This is a genomic window from Fischerella major NIES-592 (assembly GCF_001904645.1).
Classification (GTDB): domain Bacteria; phylum Cyanobacteriota; class Cyanobacteriia; order Cyanobacteriales; family Nostocaceae; genus Fischerella; species Fischerella thermalis.
In genome coordinates this window covers 156,067-177,019 of record NZ_MRCA01000004.1, presented here as the reverse complement: position 1 = coordinate 177,019, position 20,953 = coordinate 156,067, and the positions used below count along the sequence as shown (strand labels likewise).

Sequence of the window (20,953 nt, the reverse complement as noted above, 5' to 3'; positions counted from 1 at the left end):
TTCAGCAAAACTCAAAAATTCAATCATCCTCCTATACCCCCACACCCCTATACCCCTATTTCTTGACCCTAATTTGCAATATGACAGAGTGGAAATTCACAGCTGCTGAGAACGCCAGCGAAAATCAGCGTTCTTTGCAAAGGTTGATCCGGGCGATCGCACTCTCCAAAGGTCAATTTGCTCTTATTTTAGTGCGATGCAATTACAGGCAACTAAGCGAACAAATGCTAGAGAATCTCCGTTCTCTAACTCAGGATATTTACTTACGAGAAATTTTTCTTTCAACCTCAGTTACTGCTCTGCACGCCACTATTGCTTCAGAATTATTTTTAGATAATCCTGCTGTCATTACAGATTGTTTACCATCTGCTGTGATGGTTTTCGGTTTAGAGACAGTCAGCGCTTTGGAAAATTTATTAATTGGTATCAACCAAGCACGAGATATCTATGCTGATAGTTTTCCGTTTCCTTTAATATTGTGGCTGAAAGACGAAGTAGCAACATTGCTGTCAAAATTAGCACCTGATTTTAGGAGTTGGGCAGCAACTACGATCAAATTTGAAATGGCAAAAGAAGATTTAATTGCTCTAATTAAGCAGCAAACAGAATCTTTATTTGCCAATATATTAGCAGCAGGAGCAGAACAGTTTTTATCTAATGCCGCCCTTGATTTAGATCCTAAATCTCAGCAACGCCACGAAATAGAGTCAGCACGTCATGACTTGCAAACACGCTATGGTGTCAATTTAGAACCAGAGTTAGAAGCAAGTCTCGAATTTGTTTTGGGACGCGATCGCTATGCCAATGATCAAATTGAAGAAGCCTTAGATTATTTTCAACATAGTTTAGAGCTTTGGCAGCTTTCTTTAGATAGGGAGATGGGAAAAACTGGGGGTAGGGGTATCTCCTTATCACCCCATCACCCCATTGCCCCCCAACCCCACAAAGTGGGGACCCCTAGCCCCCCATCACCCCATCTTCTTCGTCAGGCTGTAGTACTCTTTCATCAAGGACTGTGCTATCGCCGGATGGCGGAATTACGTCCTGCACTCAACAGAAGGTATTGGCAAGACGCACTCTTTTGGTTTAGACAATGTCTGGAAGTCTTGGAAAAAGCAGAAAGACAAGATTTAGTAGCCAAATTCATTTTGTCAGCTTGCGAAATGTTACAACGTTTACAAGCTTGGAAGGATTTGAAAGAATTAGCTCTCAAGTCTCTAGAATTGCATCGAGTTTATGGTGATCAAGCCCAAGTCGCTCAAGACTACGGCTTTTTAGCTGCTGTGGCTGCTTCTGAATCGAATTGGACAGCGGCCCATGAATTAGCCAATTCTGCGCTTTCTATTGCCGAGGAAGCGCCAGAAGTTTCGCGTCAACAGGAAAGTTCCTATCTGCTTTTATTAGGACGCACCCAACGACAAATGGGTGAGTGGGAAGAAGCAGTCAATAACCTAGAGTGGGCGAAGGTTGTTTGTGAACCACAGTATGAACCATCGCTGTACTTGGAGATTGTAGATGAGTTGCGATCGCTATACTTTTTTGAACGCCATGACTATTTAGAAGCATTTAATCTCAAACAAGAAAAAATTAAAATTGAGCATCAGTACGGCTTTCGTGCTTTTATTGGTGCTAGTCAACTACAGCCACAACGTTACAGACTTAATTCCGCTTTCCAATCACAAACAAGCACGAACTTTCCCGAGGAAATTGCCCAAGAAATTGCTGCTTCCGGGAGACAGCAAGATATCAATCGTTTGATTGAAAGAATTACCCGCGCAGACTGTAAACTCACGGTTATTCATGGCCCTAGTGGTGTTGGTAAAAGCTCAATTCTCAAAGCTGGATTAGTACCAGCTTTAAAACAAACAACTATCGGAGAACGCAATCCTTTACCGATTGTTTTATCTGTGTATACAGATTGGCAAGCAACTTTAGGGCATAGTTTAAACCAGGCGATCGCCCAAACAGAAATTACTATTAGTAGTGAATTTTCACATAAAATTATTATTGAGCAATTGCAGTCTTTAACTGACCAAAATTATACTATTATTCTAATTTTAGATCAATTTGAAGAATTTTTCTTTGTCAATAAAAATAAATTTGCAAGAATAAAATTTTATCAGTTTTTTAGTGAATGTTTAGATATTGCATTTGTCAAAATAATTTTATCGTTAAGAGAAGATTATTTACATTATTTATTAGAATTAGAGCGTCTGTGTAATCAGAATAATGAGTTTGGTTGTAAGTTAGACGTAATCAATAAAAATATTCTTGATAAAGATATTCGGTATTACTTAGGAAAATTTTCTAGAAAAGATGCAATCGGTGTCATTCAAAGTTTAAATCAACGTTCTTATTATGGATTAAGTCATGAGCTAATAAACCAAATAGTACATGATTTAGCAGGAGAATTTGATGAAGTACATCCGATTGAATTACAAATAGTCTGCGCGCAACTGCAAACAGAAAATATCACTACAATTGAAGAATATAAGCGTTGTGGTGGCTCTAAGAAATTAGTACAACGTTGGCTAGAAGAAGTCATCAAAGATTGTGGTCGGGAGAACGAACAATTAAGCTGGCAATTATTGTTTGAGTTAACTGATGAAAAAGGTACACGACCGATTAAAACAAAAGTTGAATTAGTAGCTACATTGGTTAAAGAAAAAGGTGGGGAGGTTGGGAAATTGGCAGGTGGGCAAAGAACTTCTCCCCGTCACCCCATTAGCCCAGATCGAAATTCGCACCATACCATAACCAATATAGAAATGATTTTAGATATATTGGTCGGTAGTGGATTAGTATTGCAGGTCAAAGAAGAATCAGGCGATCGCTATCAGTTGGTTCACGATTATTTAGTGGAGCCAATTCGTCAAAAAAATAAATATGGAATGGTAGCTGAACTTGCCAAAGTCAGATTTGAAAAAACCAGAGCAGAAGTAGCCCAGAAACTCAGTCAAGAACAGCTGAATTTAGTTTTACAAAAACGACTACGAGAGGCACGTATAGCAGGTTTAGTCTTGGCCATGATGGCAGCAACAATTGCCGGGTTATGGTGGCAAGCTGACTTACAAAAAAGAGCAGCTATTCGCGAAACTAGGCGGGCAGAACGTAGCGAGACTAACTTGAAAATTAGTGCCATCACTGCTTCCTCAGAAGCTTTATTTGCTTCTAATAAAGAATTTGATGCTCTTTTGGAAAGTTTACGAGCATGGCGGAGGCTCAAGCAAGCAAATGGAGTAGAACCAGATACCCGAATGCGGGTAGTAACAGCTTTACAGCAGGCAGTATATGGAGTCACCGAGGTCAATCGGCTAGAAGGACATAATGATATTGTTTGGGGGATTGCATTCAGTCCTGATGGTAAATTGCTGGCATCAGGTAGCCGCGATCGCACTGTAAAATTATGGCGTCCTAATGGTACATTACTCCAAACATTAGATGCTCACAGTGATGCGATCACGGGTATAAGCTTTAGTCCTGACAGTAAAACTTTAGCCTCAACCAGCCGTGACAAAACAGTCAAAATTTGGCATCTTAATCCAACAACAGGAAAACTTGATCCACAAGCAGATAAAATCCTACAAGGACACAGAGATTGGATTTTTAGTGTTGCTTTTAGCCCAGATGGAAAATTATTAGCTACAAGCAGTAAGGATAGAACTGTTAAGCTATGGCATCGGGATGGAAAATTAATCAAAACACTGCGAGGACATCAAGGTTGGGTTAACTGGGTAAGCTTCAGTCCTAATGGTCAGTTTCTTGCCTCAGCCAGTGACGACAAAACAGTCAAAATCTGGCGACGAGACGGTAAATTAGTGAAAACTTTGTTAGCAAATCAAGAAGGAGTAATAGCCCTAGCTTTCAGCCCTAACGCTCAAGTACTAGCAACAGCAGGTCGAGACAAAACAGTCAAACTTTGGCGTTTGGGCAAAAGTGGTAAAAATGGCTATGATTTTCATCTTTATAAAACTTTGCAACAACACAATACAATTGTTTGGAATCTCAACTTTAGTTCTGATAGCCAACAGCTAGCTTGTGCCGGTGATGACAACAGTGTATACCTTTGGAAAATCAATGAAAAAGGTGAGTTTGAGAATCGACCTTACAAAACCTTTAAAGGACACAGTGATGCTGTGGTGAGTGTAGTTTTCAGCCCGGATCAAAAGCTCCTAGCATCTGCCAGTTATGACAAAACAGTGAGATTGTGGAGTCTAAATGCGCCAACATTGCCAGTCCTTCAAGGTCATAAAGACCGAGTTTTGAGTGTCGCTTGGAGTCATAGTGGCGAACTGTTAGCTTCTGGTAGTAAGGATCACACTGTCAAACTCTGGCAACGTGACCGCAATAGCGGTAGAACTCGCTTGTATAAAACTCTAGCTGCACACGCTGATAGAGTTCCTAGCGTCAGTTTTGACCCCAAAAATCAAATGCTAGCCTCTGGAAGCTATGATAAAACCGTGAAATTATGGAGTCTAGATGGTCATCTACTCAAAACCCTACATGGACATAGTGATAGTGTCATGAGTGTTAGCTTCAGTCCAGATGGGGAGTTGTTAGCATCGGGTAGTAAAGACCAGACAGTGAAACTTTGGAACCGTGAAGGTCGCTTGGTTAAAACCCTAGTAGGACATCACGGTTGGGTCAATAGCGTCAGTTTTAGTCCAGATAGTCAGATTCTCGCTTCAGCTAGTGATGATCAAACAGTGAAGCTTTGGGGAAAAGATGGTAATTTGTTGAAAACCTTCTCACCTCATGACAGTTGGGTTTTAGGTGTAAGTTTTAGTCCTACTGATCATTTACTGGCTTCTGCTAGCTGGGATAACACTGTCAGGCTATGGCGTTCTGACGGTAGATTATTGAAAACCTTGTTAAAGGGTTATAGCGATAGTGTTAACTCTGTGACTTTTAGTCCCAATGGTGAAATTCTTGCTGCTGCTGGTTGGGACAGCACAGTGAAACTCTGGAGTCATGATGGCAAATTGATTAAAACTCTCAATGGACATCATGCTCCAGTATTAAGTGTTAGTTTTAGTCCTGATAGTCAAACATTGGCATCTGCTGGTGATGACAACACCATTATTCTGTGGAATTTGGACATGAATAACTTACTATCGCGTGGTTGTAACTGGGTAAATAATTATCTTCGATACAATCGCAACGTAGATCAGCATGATCGCTCCCTCTGTTATGGGGTCAAGAGTTAGTTGTTAATAGTTGGTTGTTGGTTGTTAATGGGTGGTAGTTAGTGGTTAGTAGTTAGTAGTTAGTAGTTACTGGCTCACTACTCTATCTCTCCCTACCGCCCCTAATCCCCACCAGGGGCCGGTGAGTTCCCCATTGCCCCCTAACCCCACAAAGTGGGGACCCCTAGCCCCCCATCTCCCCGCCCCCACTCCCCACCTCCTCACACCCCTCCACTCCCCCACTCCTCTTCAGGAGCAATCTCTGGTGGTAAATTTGCTAAAAATTCTTGCAGTCTCATCCGTTCTATGTAAGGCCAGCCACCCTCTGACTCAATATCTTTAAGTAGTGAATAAAGGGCTTGACGGTTATTTGGTAAATTTTCCTGAAAAGCCCCATCTCGAATCTCTCGGTGTAATTGTTCTAACTGTCTTAATAAAGCCAAAAGAGCGATCGTATCTCCTTGACAAAAGGCTACTGCTTCATGTACTACCCTGACAATGTCTTGGAGCTTGTAAGAAAATTTCTCTGACTCAAAAATTTTGCCTTGGTTCATGCCAACTTCTGTAAATGAGACCAACTCAAATTTACCGAAGATTTTCTACTTTCATTGTTCGCTAAAAGACCTGTTTACGGAAAACAAAGGAAATTAGCCTTGAGATAGCATATTTATTCCACATTTGTATCTGGGAAAAGGTAACAAGTGAAGGGGTAAAGGATGTTTCTTCCATCTCTTGCTCTTTTTCCTTTCCCTTTTAACCAAAAAGTATTGCATAGTAAATGTGAGATCGCTTTGATTTTGAGTTAAAAAAAATCGTATGATCTGGCTGATCTCCCCATAAAAATATGGGCTGTATGTAGTGGCGGCACACATATCACAAAACGACAAAAGCGACACTGCGAAAGTAAAAATACTGGCACACTCACGGACACTGGGTGATGACCCAAAAAGTTGTAGCAACAATACTTACAGTAGCTATCAACTTGGCAAAGCCGTCCGGAAGTTGGATACAGTATCTTCTTTCAAGTAATCTGCTCAAGTTACTGTGTATCGAGGCGTACTCATCCATAAACACGCCCTAGCTTTAAAAAATGCCGCCAACAATAAAACTGCTAGCTTTTGCTTGCCTTTAAGATGCCTTCCTCGTTGAATGCATCTTGACTAGTCTGGTGTTTTAACTTCAGACTCTAAAAGCAGAACTTTGAGTAAGTCGCAGTTTTACAACTTAAGATATCAATTTTTGACATTGAGGTTGACCATGAGGTTTCGCGCTGTAATTGTTGCACTCTTGGCTTTGTGCTTGGGGTTACTAACTGCTTGTAGTGAGGGTCCTACTGCTGGTAGTACAGACTTACTCACCTACGATCAAATTAAAGGTACTGGTCTGGCTAACAAATGTCCCCAACTCACAGAAACAAGTCGTGGTTCTATTCCCATTGATGCTAGCCAATCCTACGTCATAAAAGAACTTTGCTTAGAACCAACTAATTTCTTTGTAAGAGAAGAACCTGCTAATAAGCGCCAAAAAGCAGAATTTGTTGCTGGCAAATTAGTCACTCGTAAGACATATTCACTAGATCAAATCGAGGGCGACCTGAAAATCAATCCAGATGGTAGCCTTACCTTTGTGGAAAAAGATGGCTTTGACTTCCAACCTACCACCGTGCAATTGCCTGGAGGTGAGCGAGTGCCTTTCTTGTTTACCATCAAAGGTTTGGTTGCTCAGTCACAACCTGGTATGACCAGCATCAATACCTCAACAGATTTTGAAGGTACTTTTAGAGTTCCTTCCTATCGTGGTGCTACCTTCTTAGATCCCAAAGGTCGCGGTGTTGCCAGTGGTTATGATAATGCTGTGGCTCTCCCTGCTCAATCTGATGATGAAGAACTTCTGCGCGCTAACGTCAAGCGTGCTGATGTAATGAATGGTAAAATTTCCCTCTCCGTAGCCAAGGTAGATAGTTCTACTGGTGAAATTGCGGGTACATTTGAGAGCGAGCAACCCTCTGACACTGATTTAGGTGCTGGTGAACCGAAAGAAGTCAAAGTTCGTGGTATCTTCTACGCTCGATTAGAAAAAGCTCGTGGTTAAACAATTGTAAGTATAAAACTTGACTACGACTTAAGATAGCTATTGTTATCGTCTTCTGTAGCGATCGCACTAGCTAACCTCTCATCACCCTTGTAGACACTCGTCGCAAGGGTGATTCTTTTTGATAGTCCTTCCATCCCTTTCACCGATAAGTTCTGGATACACATCTCAGAGTTATGAGAGCGCACGGTTATCTGGTCTAACCGCGTATTGCATTCATAGGAAAATCACTTTAAGTATTTTTTCTGATACAAATTTTCTTTATCTAATTGCTATGTCTTGAATTTCGGTTTTTATCTATACGCCAAAATTATCCTAATTTACTTAAGTTAAGTACAATCTCGGTTTTAAATAAAGTAAAAAATTTTATATGTTTTGTATGTGTTTTCAAAAACTGTAATTCATACCAAAGTTTACTAATCAATTACTCTCAATTACTCTTTTCGCTGATCTAAATCTAGGCTGAATTGTCATACTCCTGATAGTAGACACTTCCTCCATCACGACTCTTGTTGTCTCCTATGGGAGTTACTTTCTATGTCCATATCTTGAAGATATGTGATATGTACATTGGAGCTTGGTTTAACTGCGAATAGTTGACTGTTTGTTTGCCAAGAGAAACAAAACGGTGCTATGCCAACTACACTCACCCATGAACTGAAGCATGAAATTTTACAGCTGCTACGAGAATATCAGCAATCTCACTCGGCAAATGTTCGCAATCAATTGGTAAAACTCAATTTTGGGCTGGTGAGAAAAGAAGCTCACTATTGGATAAATCAGTGTCATGAAAGTTATGAAGACTTACTCCAGGTGGGCTGTCTGGGTTTAATTCGAGCAATTGAAAGATTTGAAATTTCTAAAGGTCATGCCTTCAGTTCTTTTGCTATTCCCTACATTCGGGGTGAAATTCAACATTACCTCAGAGATAAAGGTGTGACCGTAAGAATTCCCCGACGCTACTTAGCGCTGCAACAGCAGGCTATAGGAGTTTCGCGTTCTTTGCGGGAAAAATACAATCGTCAACCAACCGATGCAGAATTAGCCGCAGCACTGGAAATTTCCATCCAGGAATGGCAAGAAATTAAATTGGCATGGATGAATCGCGCCCCTTTAAGCTTGGATGTACCAGTTCAGGATGGAGAAGAGGGGGCTACTTCCTTGGGAGAGTTGGTTGTTGATCATCGCTATCGTAGTTTTCAACTGGCACAAGAAGATCAAATTCGCTTACAACAAGCGCTGTTCCAACTCGAAAAACGTACCCGTGAAGTCTTAGAATTTGTGTTTTTACACGATTTAACACAAAAACAAGTAGCAGAACAGCTAGGTATCAGTGTTGTCACTGTTTCTCGCAGAGTCAAAAAAGGACTGGATTTGTTGAAACAGTCAATGAGTGTAGCAGAAGATTAAATGTGAAAAGTTAAGTTATAACGGTATCATATTTCACACTTGCTTTAATATGTGAGCGAGTTACTTTTGATACATAAATTTGACGTGATAGAGAGGGGCTGATGGGTATAAATTTAAAAATATTAATTGCAGCCATTTCAGTTTTGGCGATCGCTGCCTGTGCCTCTGAAGGTGAACAACAATCTAGTAATCCAACACCACCGCCTAATACGCCAGCGCAAACACAAAAAGCGCCAGCACAAGCATTTAATAATCCTGTAGTGCCTGGTAAATCGACTTTAGCCACTTCTACAACTGCTAGCTTGATTCAACCCACCAATGCCAAAGAACGGATAGATATTGTGTCAAAAGGACGTAATGATCCGTTTGCTCAAATCATTGGACAATCGTCGCCAGGAGTGCCGAATACTACTGTGGGAATGCGACCTGTTCCCAGATTGTTACCTTTGCCAATTAACAACACCAGAGATACATTAATAACGACAAGAACACCGCAAAAAAGTAGTTTAGTGTTAGGTGCCAAATTAAGTAAATCAAAAAACAATATCAACAAAGGAATTTCAAACAAAAATCTTCCGAAATTAACTCCTGTCTTACCTAAAGTCATGCCCCAAGTTGTTCCCGAACAACGTTTGGCATCTGTATTACCACCACAACCACAACCAGATTTAGCCAAGGCAGTTTTTGTTAGTGGTGTAGTTATGGTTGGTAATCAACCTCAAGCTATCATTAAAGTACCAAATGAGCCAACCAGCCGTTACGTACAGGCAGGACAACGGCTAGCAAACGGAGTTTTAATCAAACGAATTGAAATGAACGAAGGTTCAGAACCGATCATAATTCTGGAACAATATGGTATTGAAGTTACCAGAATGGTTGGTGAAGCACCTGCTAGCAGTCCACCAACAGCGACAACAACTAATACAGGTAATCCTGTTTCAGTAGTATTACCAGCCCCAAACCCAGTTAATATTGGATCTTCGTAAATAAAGATGAAGACAAAAGAAAAAGTAGAATTTCCTGGTTTACCTCTGGCAGTTTATCGCGAGGTAGCGGCGCATCTACGGCAAGTAGAAGGAGTGGAAGTAGAATTAATTCCTCAATCTTCCCCACACTTTAATTACAATCTAAGCCAAATTGCTGGCTTGTGGATTTCAGTGTCTCCTGACTCTGGTTCTATGAGTCGACAAAGAGTGGAACAAATTTTAGCTTATTATCGCAGTCGTTATACTGTTTGACAATTTACATCTGATGTGAATTGAAGAAGCAACAAAGATTTTTGGACAGTTATCCAGTTTGATTTTAGTTAACTAACACAGATGCACACAGATAGATTATCCGTGTTCATCTGTGTTCATCTGTGTTCGACTTAAAATTACTCGCTTGTGTGCATCTGTGGTCGTAGTTTTTATTACAACGGACGATAGACGCGATAGTTAATATTAGGGAATATATTATCCATTAACTCAACTTTTTCTAGCCAACCGCTATCGATTTTGCCGATATTTATATCTTCGTAGAGTTTATTAAACCGCATGAGGTGCGATCGCGTCCTTCTCACAGCATAAGGAACCATCGTGCCTGTCCGCATAATAAACGCCCAATCAGAAGATTGTGCTAAAAGCAACTCTCTTGCGGCCTGGTTAAGTGCTTTCCACTCCAGTTCATCTGCTGCTTCTCTTTTAGACAGTTCAATCATACGTTCGGCAGCTTTATGTAAATGTGGGTAAATCCACGCATTAGTTTCGTTCAACCAATACTCGTGGAAACCCTTAAAACCCCAACTTGATTGAGATGGACGGCAAACTTGCTGATGCGGATGGGCGCGTAAATAATCCGCTAAGTGAGTCATTTGATATGTTTGTTGGTCGTACCATGACTTGCGAAACAAATAATCAATAAACCAAGGCCCTTCATACCACCAATGTCCAAATAATTCCGCGTCATAGGGCGAAACTACAATTGGCGGACGCTGCATAATACCATAGAGATGCCCTACTTGCTGCTCACGGTTATACATAAAATTACCTGCGTGTTCGGCAGCTTTTTCCCTTGCCCAATAGGGATCGTAGAGGGCTTTATCTGCTAGACCTAAACCACGACCAGTTATTTTATGATACTTAATGCCCGTATTTTTTCGCTGACCGTTGGGCATAATATAGGGCTTGATATATTCGTATTCAGCTTCCCAACCCAAATCTTTGTAGAACTCTCGGTATTCTGGCGCACCAGGATAACCTACTTCAGAAGACCATACCTGTTGAGAGGATTCATGGTCACGTCCAAAGGCAGCCACACCAGTTTCTGTAAAAATAGGGGCATAGGTGCCAAAGCGGGGGCGGGGACGGGCGTAAAGTATACCATGTCCATCAATCAGAAAATAGCGCAAACCAACATCTGCCAACATCCGCTCTAAGCCTTCATAGTAGGCACACTCAGGCAGCCAAATTCCTCTCGGCGGACATCCAAAATTTTCCTCATAGTGTTCACAGGCTACCTTCAACTGCGCCCACACAGCTTGGGGATACATTTTCATCAGTGGTAAGTAACCGTGGGTAGCACCACATGTGATGATTTCGAGATTGTTTGTATCTTGGTACTGCTTAAAAGCTGTTACTAAGTCACCTTGATATTGCTCCCAGATTTTTCTGGTGGCGTTAAATTCATTGGCATAATGTTCGGCTAAATACTTGATATGACCGTTGTGAGCGTTATGCTCAATTTCAAGTTCTACAAGTTCTTCCAACTTTGCTAAGTGTTCGTCGTAGCGTTCTTGTAGTAAGGCATCACGCAGCATTGACACCAGAGGTGGTGTCATACTCATAGTAATTTTAAAGTCTATACCGTCTCGCTTTAAGCCTTCAAAAACTCTTAGTAAGGGGATATAAGTTTCTGTAATGGCTTCATAAAGCCATTCTTCCTCCAGCACATAGTCACTTTCTGGGTGCCGGACAAAGGGTAGATGGGCATGGAGTACTAGCGCAACGTAGCCGATAGCCATAATGATTTCAGGTATATATTGAAGGTTGGGGATTTGGCAGAAGTTAACAATATTTTAAGACTTTCTGGGGATCGTAACAGGCTTTAGTCAATTCTTTATGATGGCTGATACTCCACACTCAAACAAGATAGCTATGGTCAAGTTGATGGTTAAACTTCTTAGTCAGAGGGAAATATTACAAGTGAAAAGGCAAATTACTTTGTGGTTATTTCTCCACTTCCCCACTTCTCATACTCCTCACACTCCACCCTTATGGGAAGCTGCGCTGAGCGCGTCTACACACTCCTCATACTTCTCCTCGTCTGGCTTGTCCTGCTTGTCCTCGCTCCCCAATCGCTATTCTTCACTCTCTCGATACAACTCTTGCAACTCTTGTAACTGTGTCCGTCGAGATTTCTGGCGATATTTTTTACTTTCTAACTTCGGTTCGTATTGATGCTTACCTTTACCTTTTGTTTTGACCTTAATAGTGGATTCTGGATCAGCTTGCTGATTGAGTTGAGATTGACGGGCGATCGCTTCTTCTAAAAAGTCTAAATAATGCTGATAACGCTCCCAATCTCCCCTTACTGCACAATCAGGTTCGTCTCGATGCAGACAATTACTAAACCGACACCTAGCAACAGCTAATCTCTGCCTGGCTTCTGGGAAATAAGCTGCTAATTGTTCTGGTGTACAATCCAGATCAGGTTGATTAAAACCGGGCGTATCCGCTAACAAACCACCATTAGGCAAATCAAACAACTCTACGTGGCGAGTAGTGTGACGACCACGGGCAAGTTTACCAGAAATTTCACCTACTCGCAGATTAATGTTAGGAATCAAAGCATTGATTAAACTAGACTTCCCTACACCCGAAGGACCAGCGAGAACAGTGATATTGTCTTTGAGTAGATTTGCTAAATCGTCAATATTTATACTTTTATATACACTGATAAATATCGGCTCATAACCCCAATTGGTCAGATGTTGATTTATTTGCGCCTGCTGTTGGGTTGTAATTAAGTCGCTTTTATTTAGACATAAAACTACATCTAAACCTGTAGACTCGGCTTTTATGAGAAAGCGGCTGAGTTGATAGGGCTCTAGAGGCGGATCGGCAACGGCAAACACCAAAAGAATTTGATTGACATTAGCGATCGCCGGACGATCCAACTGATTTTTTCGGGGTAAAACATCAGCGATCGCACCTCTTTGACCAGTCCAATCTGGTTCTTCTACTACGACGCGATCGCCTACCATTACCTGTTGACCAATTTTTTTTAAGCGCGTTCTACGGGTACACAACAGGAGTGAGGAATGGGAGGAATTTAATCTTGTATTCTCCCCATCTCCCAAACTCGCCATCTCCCCATCGGAATCTAGCCGTACTCGATAATAATTAGCCTGCACGGCTAAAACCGTACCCAACAGCCTACAAGAATCTTGTAATGCTTCCTCTGTCATGAGGTGCTAAGGGGACGGCGTACTAACAAAGAAAAATAGCCAGCGCAGTCTGTGATTTGTTCTACCTGATAACCAGCCATTGTCAGACTATCAGGAACTTGCTCAATTGGCTCGCCAGCGTCTAGCCAGACTTCTAATAAAGCTCCGGGTTGCATTTGTTCTAAACGAAGCTTTGTACGCACAAAATTAATCGGGCAAGGGGTGCCGCGCAAGTCAAGTTGAGCATCAGGAGTTGAAACAGAAGATAGACTCATCGTGGATGAAATATATTGCCCAGAAAACCTTCTATACCACCTTTACCAGTTCGGTCTCCTCTAATTTTAGCTAGCTTTTCTAACAATTCTCTTTCCTCTGGCGTAATCTTAGTGGGAATATCTATCAATACTGTAATCATGTGGTCGCCTCGACTCACCGGGTTTCCTAGACGTGGCACACCACGATTTTCTAACTTCATTACTGTATTTGGTTGGGTTCCAGGTGGAATGGTAAGTTCTACAGGCCCATCTACTGTATTCACTTCTATGCGAGAACCCAAAATGGCTTGGAGATAGCTAATTTTTATTTCTGAAATAATATTAATGCCATCCCGTTGGAATTCCTGGTCTTCATTAACAAACAAGTAGACGTACAAATCTCCAGGCGGGCCTCCACGTTGACCTGCATCTCCTTCTTGAGATATCCGTAAGCGTGTACCATTATCTACCCCAGCAGGAATGGTAATTTTGAGTTTCTTAGTAACTTGATTTGCGCCCTTACCGTCACAAGCATCGCACTTGTCTTCTATGACCGTACCTGTGCCATTACAGGTGGGACAAGTCGAGACTTGAGTAAAACTACCAAATGGCGTTCTCGTCACACGGCGTACTTGACCCGAACCGCTGCAAGTTGAACAAGTGCGAGGACGAGTACCAGGCTTTGCACCAGAACCGCTACAAACCTCGCAAGTCTCTAAATGCGAAATGCGAATTTCCTTTTCACCACCAAATACTGCTTCTCGAAAGTCTAACTTCAGGTCTAGCCGTAGGTCATCACCCCTAACTGGGCCACTGCGTCGTCTTTGTGCTTGAGTGCCCATACCACCAGCAAAGCCACTGAAGATGCTTTCAAATATATCGGCAAAACCACCCATATCAACATCTTGGTAGCCTACACCGGCTCCACCTGAAACTCCAGCTTCACCGAAGCGATCATAACGAGCGCGAGTTTCGGGTTCTGAAAGTATCTCATAGGCACGGTTAATTTCCTTAAAGCGCTCTTCGGCTCCCGGTTCCTTGTTCACATCTGGGTGATACTTCCGGGCTAAGCGGCGATAGGCATGTTTGATTTCTTCTTTATCGGCGTCACGAGAGACACCCAGAATTTCGTAGTAGTCGCGGGCCATATAGCAAAGGTGAAAGTTAAAAGGTAGAAAGCAGCTATGCAGGGATAATTTCGTAGACGCACAAGAATCAAAGCGTCAACTCGATTGAGTTGCAACTTGCCTTAAAGCTCGTGGGACGGCTTACGCCCCCAATAAGTTCGGGCAGACAGGAGGGGTTCTCCACCAATTTGCGATCAAAATCGCGAATTTGTGTAGGCCCCACAGAAGGCAGAAGGCAAAGATTAAATTTTATTAATATATTGATTTTACCTTTTACCTTTTATATAAATCACCAGCAAGTTTACAGCAACAGGTGCTTTCTTCGTGAAGCAGCGCATTGCGGAGCCAGTACTAACTTGGAGGTTTCCAAGGCTGAACGCTCATAGGGGTTAAGAGCGTTGTCACACTTGCTAGTCCGTTGTCGCGACTGCCGTCAAAGACGATAAAAGCTTTGATCTGAGGCTGTCTCTTTTACAATTGTGCTACGTATAAGAGAAAAACTCTGCCCATTAGTTAGAGGGGCTAGCCGCACTTATAGGTGTGGAAAACCCCCCATGAGTCTAAAATTATGTATTTTTGAATTTTGGTTAGTGGTTGTAGAGACGTGCCATGGCACGTCTCTACATTGGTTAGTGGTTAGTGGATAGTAGTAAAGATTAACAACAACTAACAACTAACATTTTTAATCTATCGTCTCATAATCAGCATGTAGAGTATTTTCCTCTTCAAAATCAAAATTAAATTGTGGTGTGAGAGTGCCATGCAATGATCCAGATTGTTCTGGTGTAGGCGAACTATCTTCTGCATAGGAGGGAATATCATCCCCTTGACTATCGTTAACACGGTTGTAGACTTCAGCACCAATGTTAAATAGAGTTTGCTGGAAGTCTTCTAAGCGCTGTTTGAATTCTGCAACAGAAATGCTGGATTCAGAAATAGCTGCTTTGAGGTGGGCAAGTTTTTCATCTGCCAAACCTTTCATCTGTTCGCCGATCAAGTTGCCATTATCTTTGAGTGTTGATTCGTAACTGTACAACAAATTATCCGCTTGGTTTTTCAATGCTGCTAGTTCTATACGTCTTCTGTCTTCTTCGGCGAACATTTCAGCTTCTTGCCGCATTCGTTCAACTTCGTTGCTGCTTAAGCCACCTGTGTTGGTAATGCGAATACTCTGCTCTCTGCCTGTACCTTTGTCTTGAGCAGAGACTTTCATAATACCGTTAACATCGATCTCAAAACTGACTTCGATTTGCGGTACACCACGAGGCGCTGGTGGAATTCCTGTGAGTAAAAATTTACCCAAGCTTTTATTATCTTTTGCCATGGCCCGTTCACCTTGGAGGACATGAATTTCCACCGAGGTTTGCCCATCAACAGCTGTGGAAAAAACTTGGGATTTACTTGTAGGAATTGTAGTGTTGCGTTCAATGATTTTGGTGAAAACTTCTCCTAGAGTTTCAATTCCTAGTGACAGAGGTGTAACATCCAATAACAGGAGATTGTCAACTTCGCCACCCAGTACCCCAGCCTGGATAGCAGCTCCTAATGCTACTGCTTCATCTGGGTTAATAGAACGGTCAGGTGTTTTGCCGTTAAAAAATTTAATTAAGGCATTTTGGACAGCGGGGATACGAGTAGAACCGCCTACCAAAATAATCCGATCAATGTCTTGTGGTTTCAGTTCTGCGTCTTTGAGTGCCTGAACCATTGGTTCTATGGTGGCTTCTATTAAATGACCCGTCAATTCTTCAAATTTGGCACGGGTGAGTTCCATTTCTAGATGTTTTGGCCCTGTTTCATTGGCAGTAATAAATGGCAAGTTAATTGAAGTACTCACCATAGTTGAAAGTTCTATTTTTGCCTTTTCTGCTGCTTCTCGTAAGCGTTGCAGAGCCATTTTGTCTTGGGAAAGATCGATTTTTTCTTGCTGGAGAAATATGTCTATCATCCAACGGACGATACAGTTATCAAAATCGTCTCCACCCAAGTGGTTGTTACCACTAGTTGCTTTAACTTCAAATACACCATCCCCTAATTGCAGGATGGATACATCGAAAGTACCACCCCCTAAATCAAACACTAGAATTAGCTGTTCTTGGTCTTGCTTATCTAAACCAAAAGCTAAAGCGGCTGCGGTTGGCTCGTTAATGATCCGCAATACTTCAAGCCCAGCGATGGTTCCAGAGTCTTTGGTTGCTTGTCTTTGAGCATCTGTAAAATAAGCAGGTACGGTAATTACTGCTTTTGTCACCTGCTCACCCAGAAAGTTTTCCGCATCCTGTTTGAGTTTTTGCAGGATCATTGCGGAAATTTCTTGTGGGGTATAGTTTCGTCCACGAATTTGAACATCAACAGTATCATCTCGACCTTTGACACAGTTATAAGGTACGCGATCGCGTTCTGCATCTGTGTCATCCCAGCGACGACCGATGAATCGTTTGATGCTGTAGATTGTGTTTTCGGCATTGGTGACAGCTTGGCGCTTTGCCAGTGGACCAACCAAGCGCTCACCGCTCTTGCCAAAACCTACGATACTAGGAGTGGTTCGTCCGCCTTCTGAATTGGCAATAACAATTGGTTGACCACCTTCCAAAACTGCGACGCAACTGTTGGTAGTGCCTAAGTCGATCCCAATAACTTTTCCCATGTGTATCGGTATTTTTACTGAGTACTTTATTTCTCGAAGTATAGGCGGCAGCTTTCGGAGGACAGTTTTCCAGTGGTGTTTATCCACTGGGAACCGTCCCTCCGTTGGCGTTTCCACTAGGGAAAGCGGCAAAACTTCGGGCGTTATATTTCGCGGACTACCTTTTGTACGTTTTTATATGCGATGCTCGCCTAGTTAGTCAGTGGTCAATGGTTATTGTTGGTAGTTGGTGGTTGGTTGTTGATAGTTAGATGTTTCAAACAACAAACAACAAGCAACTATTTAACCATTTGCTGGAGGAGACTGGTTTTCCTCTGAAGATGGGGTATCTTCTTTAGGAGCAGCCACTTTAACCATTGCATGGCGTAGCACGCGATCGCCCAAGTAATATCCGCGTACTAACTCTTCTAACACTGTTCCTTCAGGATATTCATCCGTAGGTTCCCGCATTACTGCTTCGTGAAGGTTGGGATCGAATGGTTGACCTTCGGGACGCATTGGTGATACACCTAAGCGCTTCAGGCTATCTACTAGTAATTTGTAAACTCCTTGATAACTTTTATGGATTCCCATTTCCCCATCGTTTTGGGGTTTGATTTGCGATCGTGCCCGCTCGAAATTATCAACTACTGGTAGCAATTCAGTAATAGCATTCCGCTTTGCCTGCGCCTCTAGATCCTCTTTTTCTTTAATTGTGCGTTTGCGGTAATTCTCAAAATCTGCCGCAATTCGCATATATTGACTGCTACGTTCTTCTAACTGAGCTTTGAGAGACTCAATTTGTTGACTCATCTGTGCTAAAGCAGCTGTATCAACTGTCTGAGTAGCAGCAACCCCATTTTCTGGAGTGGGTATCACTGTGTTTTCAGGTGCGCTAGTAGCGTCTGCCACTTGCTCTGTCACCTCGCTGCCAGGTTCGTTGGCATTCATTGGAACTGGGGAGTCACTGTTCATTGCTTGTTTGACCTCTGTTGGTTCACCCAATTGCTGACTCGTGTTGTTTATTTGTTTATCTTCGTCCATCATTATGTACTCATCCCAGATACTTGATACGACAATTTATCGCTATATTTGCAGCCATACATTAGACTTTTTGTAGAAATTGAGAAAAGAGTAAAGTTTGTTGTAGGAAAAAGATCAAAGAAACTGGAAAAAAGAATTGCTCAATCAAATTCCTTTAACCTTTACCTCTTACTCTTTACCCTTGTCTCACAAGAGTGCAAGAAGTCTATGGCTAGCTGGCAACAATAGGCGTGTTTTGTTGCCGACATTTTCCTGGAAGTGATGTCACCGTCATCTATTTTGACAAATGCTGGACATCTTAGTGCAGACGCTAACGCGAGATAAAAGCTAATAACTCTGGTTATCTTAAATTTTGGCGATCACCACTTTTTCTAGTCTCCTGTTCTCAAAAGGCAGGAGGCTCTTAGTATGTGTATTCAGACCCCAACCAATCGTAGACGCCGCTTCGAGGTGGGGTTTTAAACCCCGTTGGCGACTGCCAGAGGCTTCACTAAAAGATATGTTTTATACCTTCTACAATCAAGCTTCTTCCTGCCGTATCAGCCGGATAAACACTTTTGCAACCAATGAGCAGAATACAAAGGACTAATTATTTAGTATAAATTTTTACAATCCTCTGCCCTCTGTCTTTCTTCAGTGAGTATGTAAATTCTTGTTCACAGCTTGGGAATACTCTATTCAGAGGTTCCCGGTATTTATAGCTGATATATGACTAACTCGTCACCACAACGGCGTAGTACAGCTCTGTCTACCAGAGCAGAATTTTCACCCTTCGGTAACAAACTTGTACAATCTGGCTTTGTCAACAGCGAACAAATGAGACAGGCGCTGATTGAAAGCCGCAAGTCTGGTATCCCTTTAACAGAAGTACTGGAATCAGTATCGGGGCGAAAATTATCACCAGAGTTACTCAGGCAGTACAAAAAACAGCAGTTATTTGAACTTAAAATACTTTACGGCGTAGAATCCCTCGATCCGGAAATTAGTTCAGTAGGCAGCACCACAGTAGCCCACCTGATTGATACCCTCATTCCAGTAGATGTTTGTCGTCGTCACCGCTTAGTACCACTGTCGAAAAACGAGGATCAAAACCCGCCCTCTGTTCTAGTGGCGATGGTTGATCCAGATAATCTAGAAGCTTCGGATGACTTAAACCGGATTTTGCGCCCCCAAGGCTTAGCCTTGCAGCGTATGGTAATTACCCAAGAAGATTATCAACTGTTAATCAATGTATATCTGGATGATTTAGCCGTTCGGCAAAAGCATTTAGAACAAGAAAAATATACAGACATCAATCAAGATTTAGAAAATCTAGAAAATCTTAACCTAGATGACGCCCCAGAAGAATCGGAGGCTGACTTGGGGGCGGCGATGAAGGGTGCTGAAGATGCACCTGTGATTAATCTGGTTAACAGAATCCTTGCTAAAGCACTACATGAGAAAGTATCTGATATTCACATAGAACCGCAAGAAGAAAACCTCCGCATTCGCTTTCGTAAAGATGGGGTTTTGCGCGAGGCTTTCGACCCTTTGCCAAAAAAAATCATTCCTGCTGTGACAGCGCGGTTTAAAATCATCGCCAATTTAGATATTGCTGAACGACGCCTACCTCAAGACGGACGGATTAGGCGGTTGTTCGAGGGGCGTAAAGTTGACTTCCGTGTAAATACTTTGCCGAGTCGCTACGGGGAAAAGGTAGTACTGCGGATTTTGGATAACTCTGCCACGCAACTGGGTTTGGATAAGTTAATTACCGATCCAGAAACGTTGCATATTGTTCAAGAAATGGTTAGCCGTCCTTTTGGCTTAATTTTAGTAACCGGGCCAACAGGTTCTGGTAAGACAACTTCGCTGTATTCAGCACTAGCAGAAAGAAACGACCCGGGAATTAATATCAGTACTGTAGAAGATCCAATTGAGTATAGCTTGCCGGGAATTACTCAAGTACAGGTGATTCGGGAAAAAGGGTTAGATTTTGCGACTGCATTAAGGGCATTTTTGCGACAAGATCCAGATGTGCTACTGGTGGGTGAGACACGGGATAAGGAAACGGCAAAAACAGCGATTGAAGCAGCATTAACTGGTCACTTAGTATTGACTACTTTACATACTAATGATGCCCCTGGTGCGATCGCTCGTTTAGGAGAAATGGGTATTGAACCTTTCATGATTTCCAGTTCATTGATTGGTGTCTTGGCCCAGCGTTTGGTACGGCGTGTGTGTCCTGACTGTCGCATTCCCTACACACCCACTGTAGAAGAACTCGCTCGTTATGGTTTGTCGGCTTCCCAAGAAGTAGGAATAACCTTTTATAAAGCTAATACTCTGACCGCAGAGCAAATTCAAGCAGCCAAAACTCAAGGTCATATTTGTCCCACCTGTAATGGCGTAGGCTACAAAGGACGTTGTGGTGTCTATGAGGTAATGCGAATTAGTGAAAATCTGCAAACCCTCATTAACGAAGAAGCACCGACAGAACGCATTAAAGAAGTAGCAGTAGAAGAGGGTATGAAAACCCTACTGGCGTACAGCTTGGACTTAGTACGCCAAGGTTTAACCACCCTAGAAGAGGTAGAGCGAGTCACCTTTACTGACACAGGCTTAGAAGCAGAACTAAAAGCCAAACGCAAGACTAGTCTGACCTGTCGGACTTGTAATGCTGGGTTGCGCCCAGAATGGTTGGATTGTCCGTATTGTATGACGCCTCGTTTTCAAGATTAGTCGATAGTCATTGGTCATTTGAAAACAACTAACCACTAACCACTAACAATCAACAAATAACAATCAAC

At 42.3% G+C, this 20,953-nt stretch carries 13 protein-coding genes; 6 read left to right on the top strand and 7 right to left on the bottom strand.

From position 1 onward, the window contains the following. Positions 1 to 80 precede the first annotated feature (80 nt). Positions 81 to 5,207, top strand: a complete 5,127-nt coding sequence (locus NIES592_RS09945; protein WP_073555651.1) for an nSTAND1 domain-containing NTPase — start codon at positions 81 to 83, stop codon at positions 5,205 to 5,207. A gap of 200 nt (positions 5,208 to 5,407) precedes the next feature. Here NIES592_RS09945 and NIES592_RS09940 read toward each other — a convergent pair whose 3' ends face one another. Continuing rightward, entirely contained in the window at positions 5,408 to 5,740 is a 333-nt protein-coding gene (locus NIES592_RS09940) for a hypothetical protein (RefSeq protein WP_009456799.1), read from the bottom strand. A 703-nt stretch (positions 5,741 to 6,443) separates the two neighbouring features. Between NIES592_RS09940 and NIES592_RS09935 the strand changes: the two genes are divergently transcribed. The 4 genes from NIES592_RS09935 to NIES592_RS09920 all read left to right on the top strand — a co-directional run bounded on the left by NIES592_RS09935 (position 6,444) and on the right by NIES592_RS09920 (position 9,925). Continuing rightward, positions 6,444 to 7,277, top strand: coding sequence for a photosystem II manganese-stabilizing polypeptide (locus NIES592_RS09935; RefSeq protein WP_009456798.1), 834 nt, complete (start codon positions 6,444 to 6,446; stop codon positions 7,275 to 7,277). 633 nt (positions 7,278 to 7,910) lie between these two features. Then, complete coding sequence (locus NIES592_RS09930; protein WP_062248305.1) at positions 7,911 to 8,687, top strand: RNA polymerase sigma factor SigF; 777 nt, start codon at positions 7,911 to 7,913, stop codon at positions 8,685 to 8,687. Positions 8,688 to 8,788: 101 nt separating this feature from the next. Then, on the top strand, positions 8,789 to 9,673 hold the full coding sequence (locus NIES592_RS09925; RefSeq protein ID WP_062248307.1) for a hypothetical protein: 885 nt from the start codon (positions 8,789 to 8,791) through the stop codon (positions 9,671 to 9,673). Positions 9,674 to 9,679: 6 nt separating this feature from the next. Continuing rightward, a complete protein-coding gene (locus tag NIES592_RS09920) occupies positions 9,680 to 9,925 on the top strand; it encodes a hypothetical protein (protein ID WP_062248309.1) in 246 nt (81 codons plus the stop codon). A 173-nt stretch (positions 9,926 to 10,098) separates the two neighbouring features. On the opposite strand, the gene NIES592_RS09915 is transcribed toward NIES592_RS09920, so the two are convergent. The 6 genes from NIES592_RS09915 to grpE all read right to left on the bottom strand — a co-directional run bounded on the left by NIES592_RS09915 (position 10,099) and on the right by grpE (position 18,164). After that, on the bottom strand, positions 10,099 to 11,688 hold the full coding sequence (locus NIES592_RS09915; RefSeq protein ID WP_062248311.1) for a glycoside hydrolase family 57 protein: 1,590 nt from the start codon (positions 11,686 to 11,688) through the stop codon (positions 10,099 to 10,101). Between the two features lie 336 nt (positions 11,689 to 12,024). Beyond that, positions 12,025 to 13,134, bottom strand: a complete 1,110-nt coding sequence (rsgA, locus tag NIES592_RS09910) for a small ribosomal subunit biogenesis GTPase RsgA (protein ID WP_062248313.1) — start codon at positions 13,132 to 13,134, stop codon at positions 12,025 to 12,027. After that, complete coding sequence (locus NIES592_RS09905; RefSeq protein WP_009456792.1) at positions 13,131 to 13,388, bottom strand: sulfurtransferase TusA family protein; 258 nt, start codon at positions 13,386 to 13,388, stop codon at positions 13,131 to 13,133. The genes rsgA and NIES592_RS09905 overlap by 4 nt, the downstream gene beginning before the upstream one ends. Then, complete coding sequence (gene dnaJ, locus NIES592_RS09900) at positions 13,385 to 14,515, bottom strand: molecular chaperone DnaJ (protein WP_062248315.1); 1,131 nt, start codon at positions 14,513 to 14,515, stop codon at positions 13,385 to 13,387. The genes NIES592_RS09905 and dnaJ overlap by 4 nt, the downstream gene beginning before the upstream one ends. Before the next feature lie 661 nt (positions 14,516 to 15,176). After that, positions 15,177 to 17,141, bottom strand: a complete 1,965-nt coding sequence (gene dnaK, locus NIES592_RS09895; protein WP_062248317.1) for a molecular chaperone DnaK — start codon at positions 17,139 to 17,141, stop codon at positions 15,177 to 15,179. Between the two features lie 282 nt (positions 17,142 to 17,423). After that, positions 17,424 to 18,164 (bottom strand): nucleotide exchange factor GrpE, encoded by a 741-nt coding sequence (gene grpE / locus NIES592_RS09890; protein WP_073555650.1) that lies wholly within the window; start codon positions 18,162 to 18,164, stop codon positions 17,424 to 17,426. Between the two features lie 708 nt (positions 18,165 to 18,872). Between grpE and NIES592_RS09885 the strand changes: the two genes are divergently transcribed. Beyond that, positions 18,873 to 20,885: a GspE/PulE family protein gene (locus tag NIES592_RS09885; protein WP_073555649.1), complete on the top strand. Its 2,013-nt coding sequence runs from the start codon at positions 18,873 to 18,875 to the stop codon at positions 20,883 to 20,885. Positions 20,886 to 20,953: the final 68 nt, after the last annotated feature.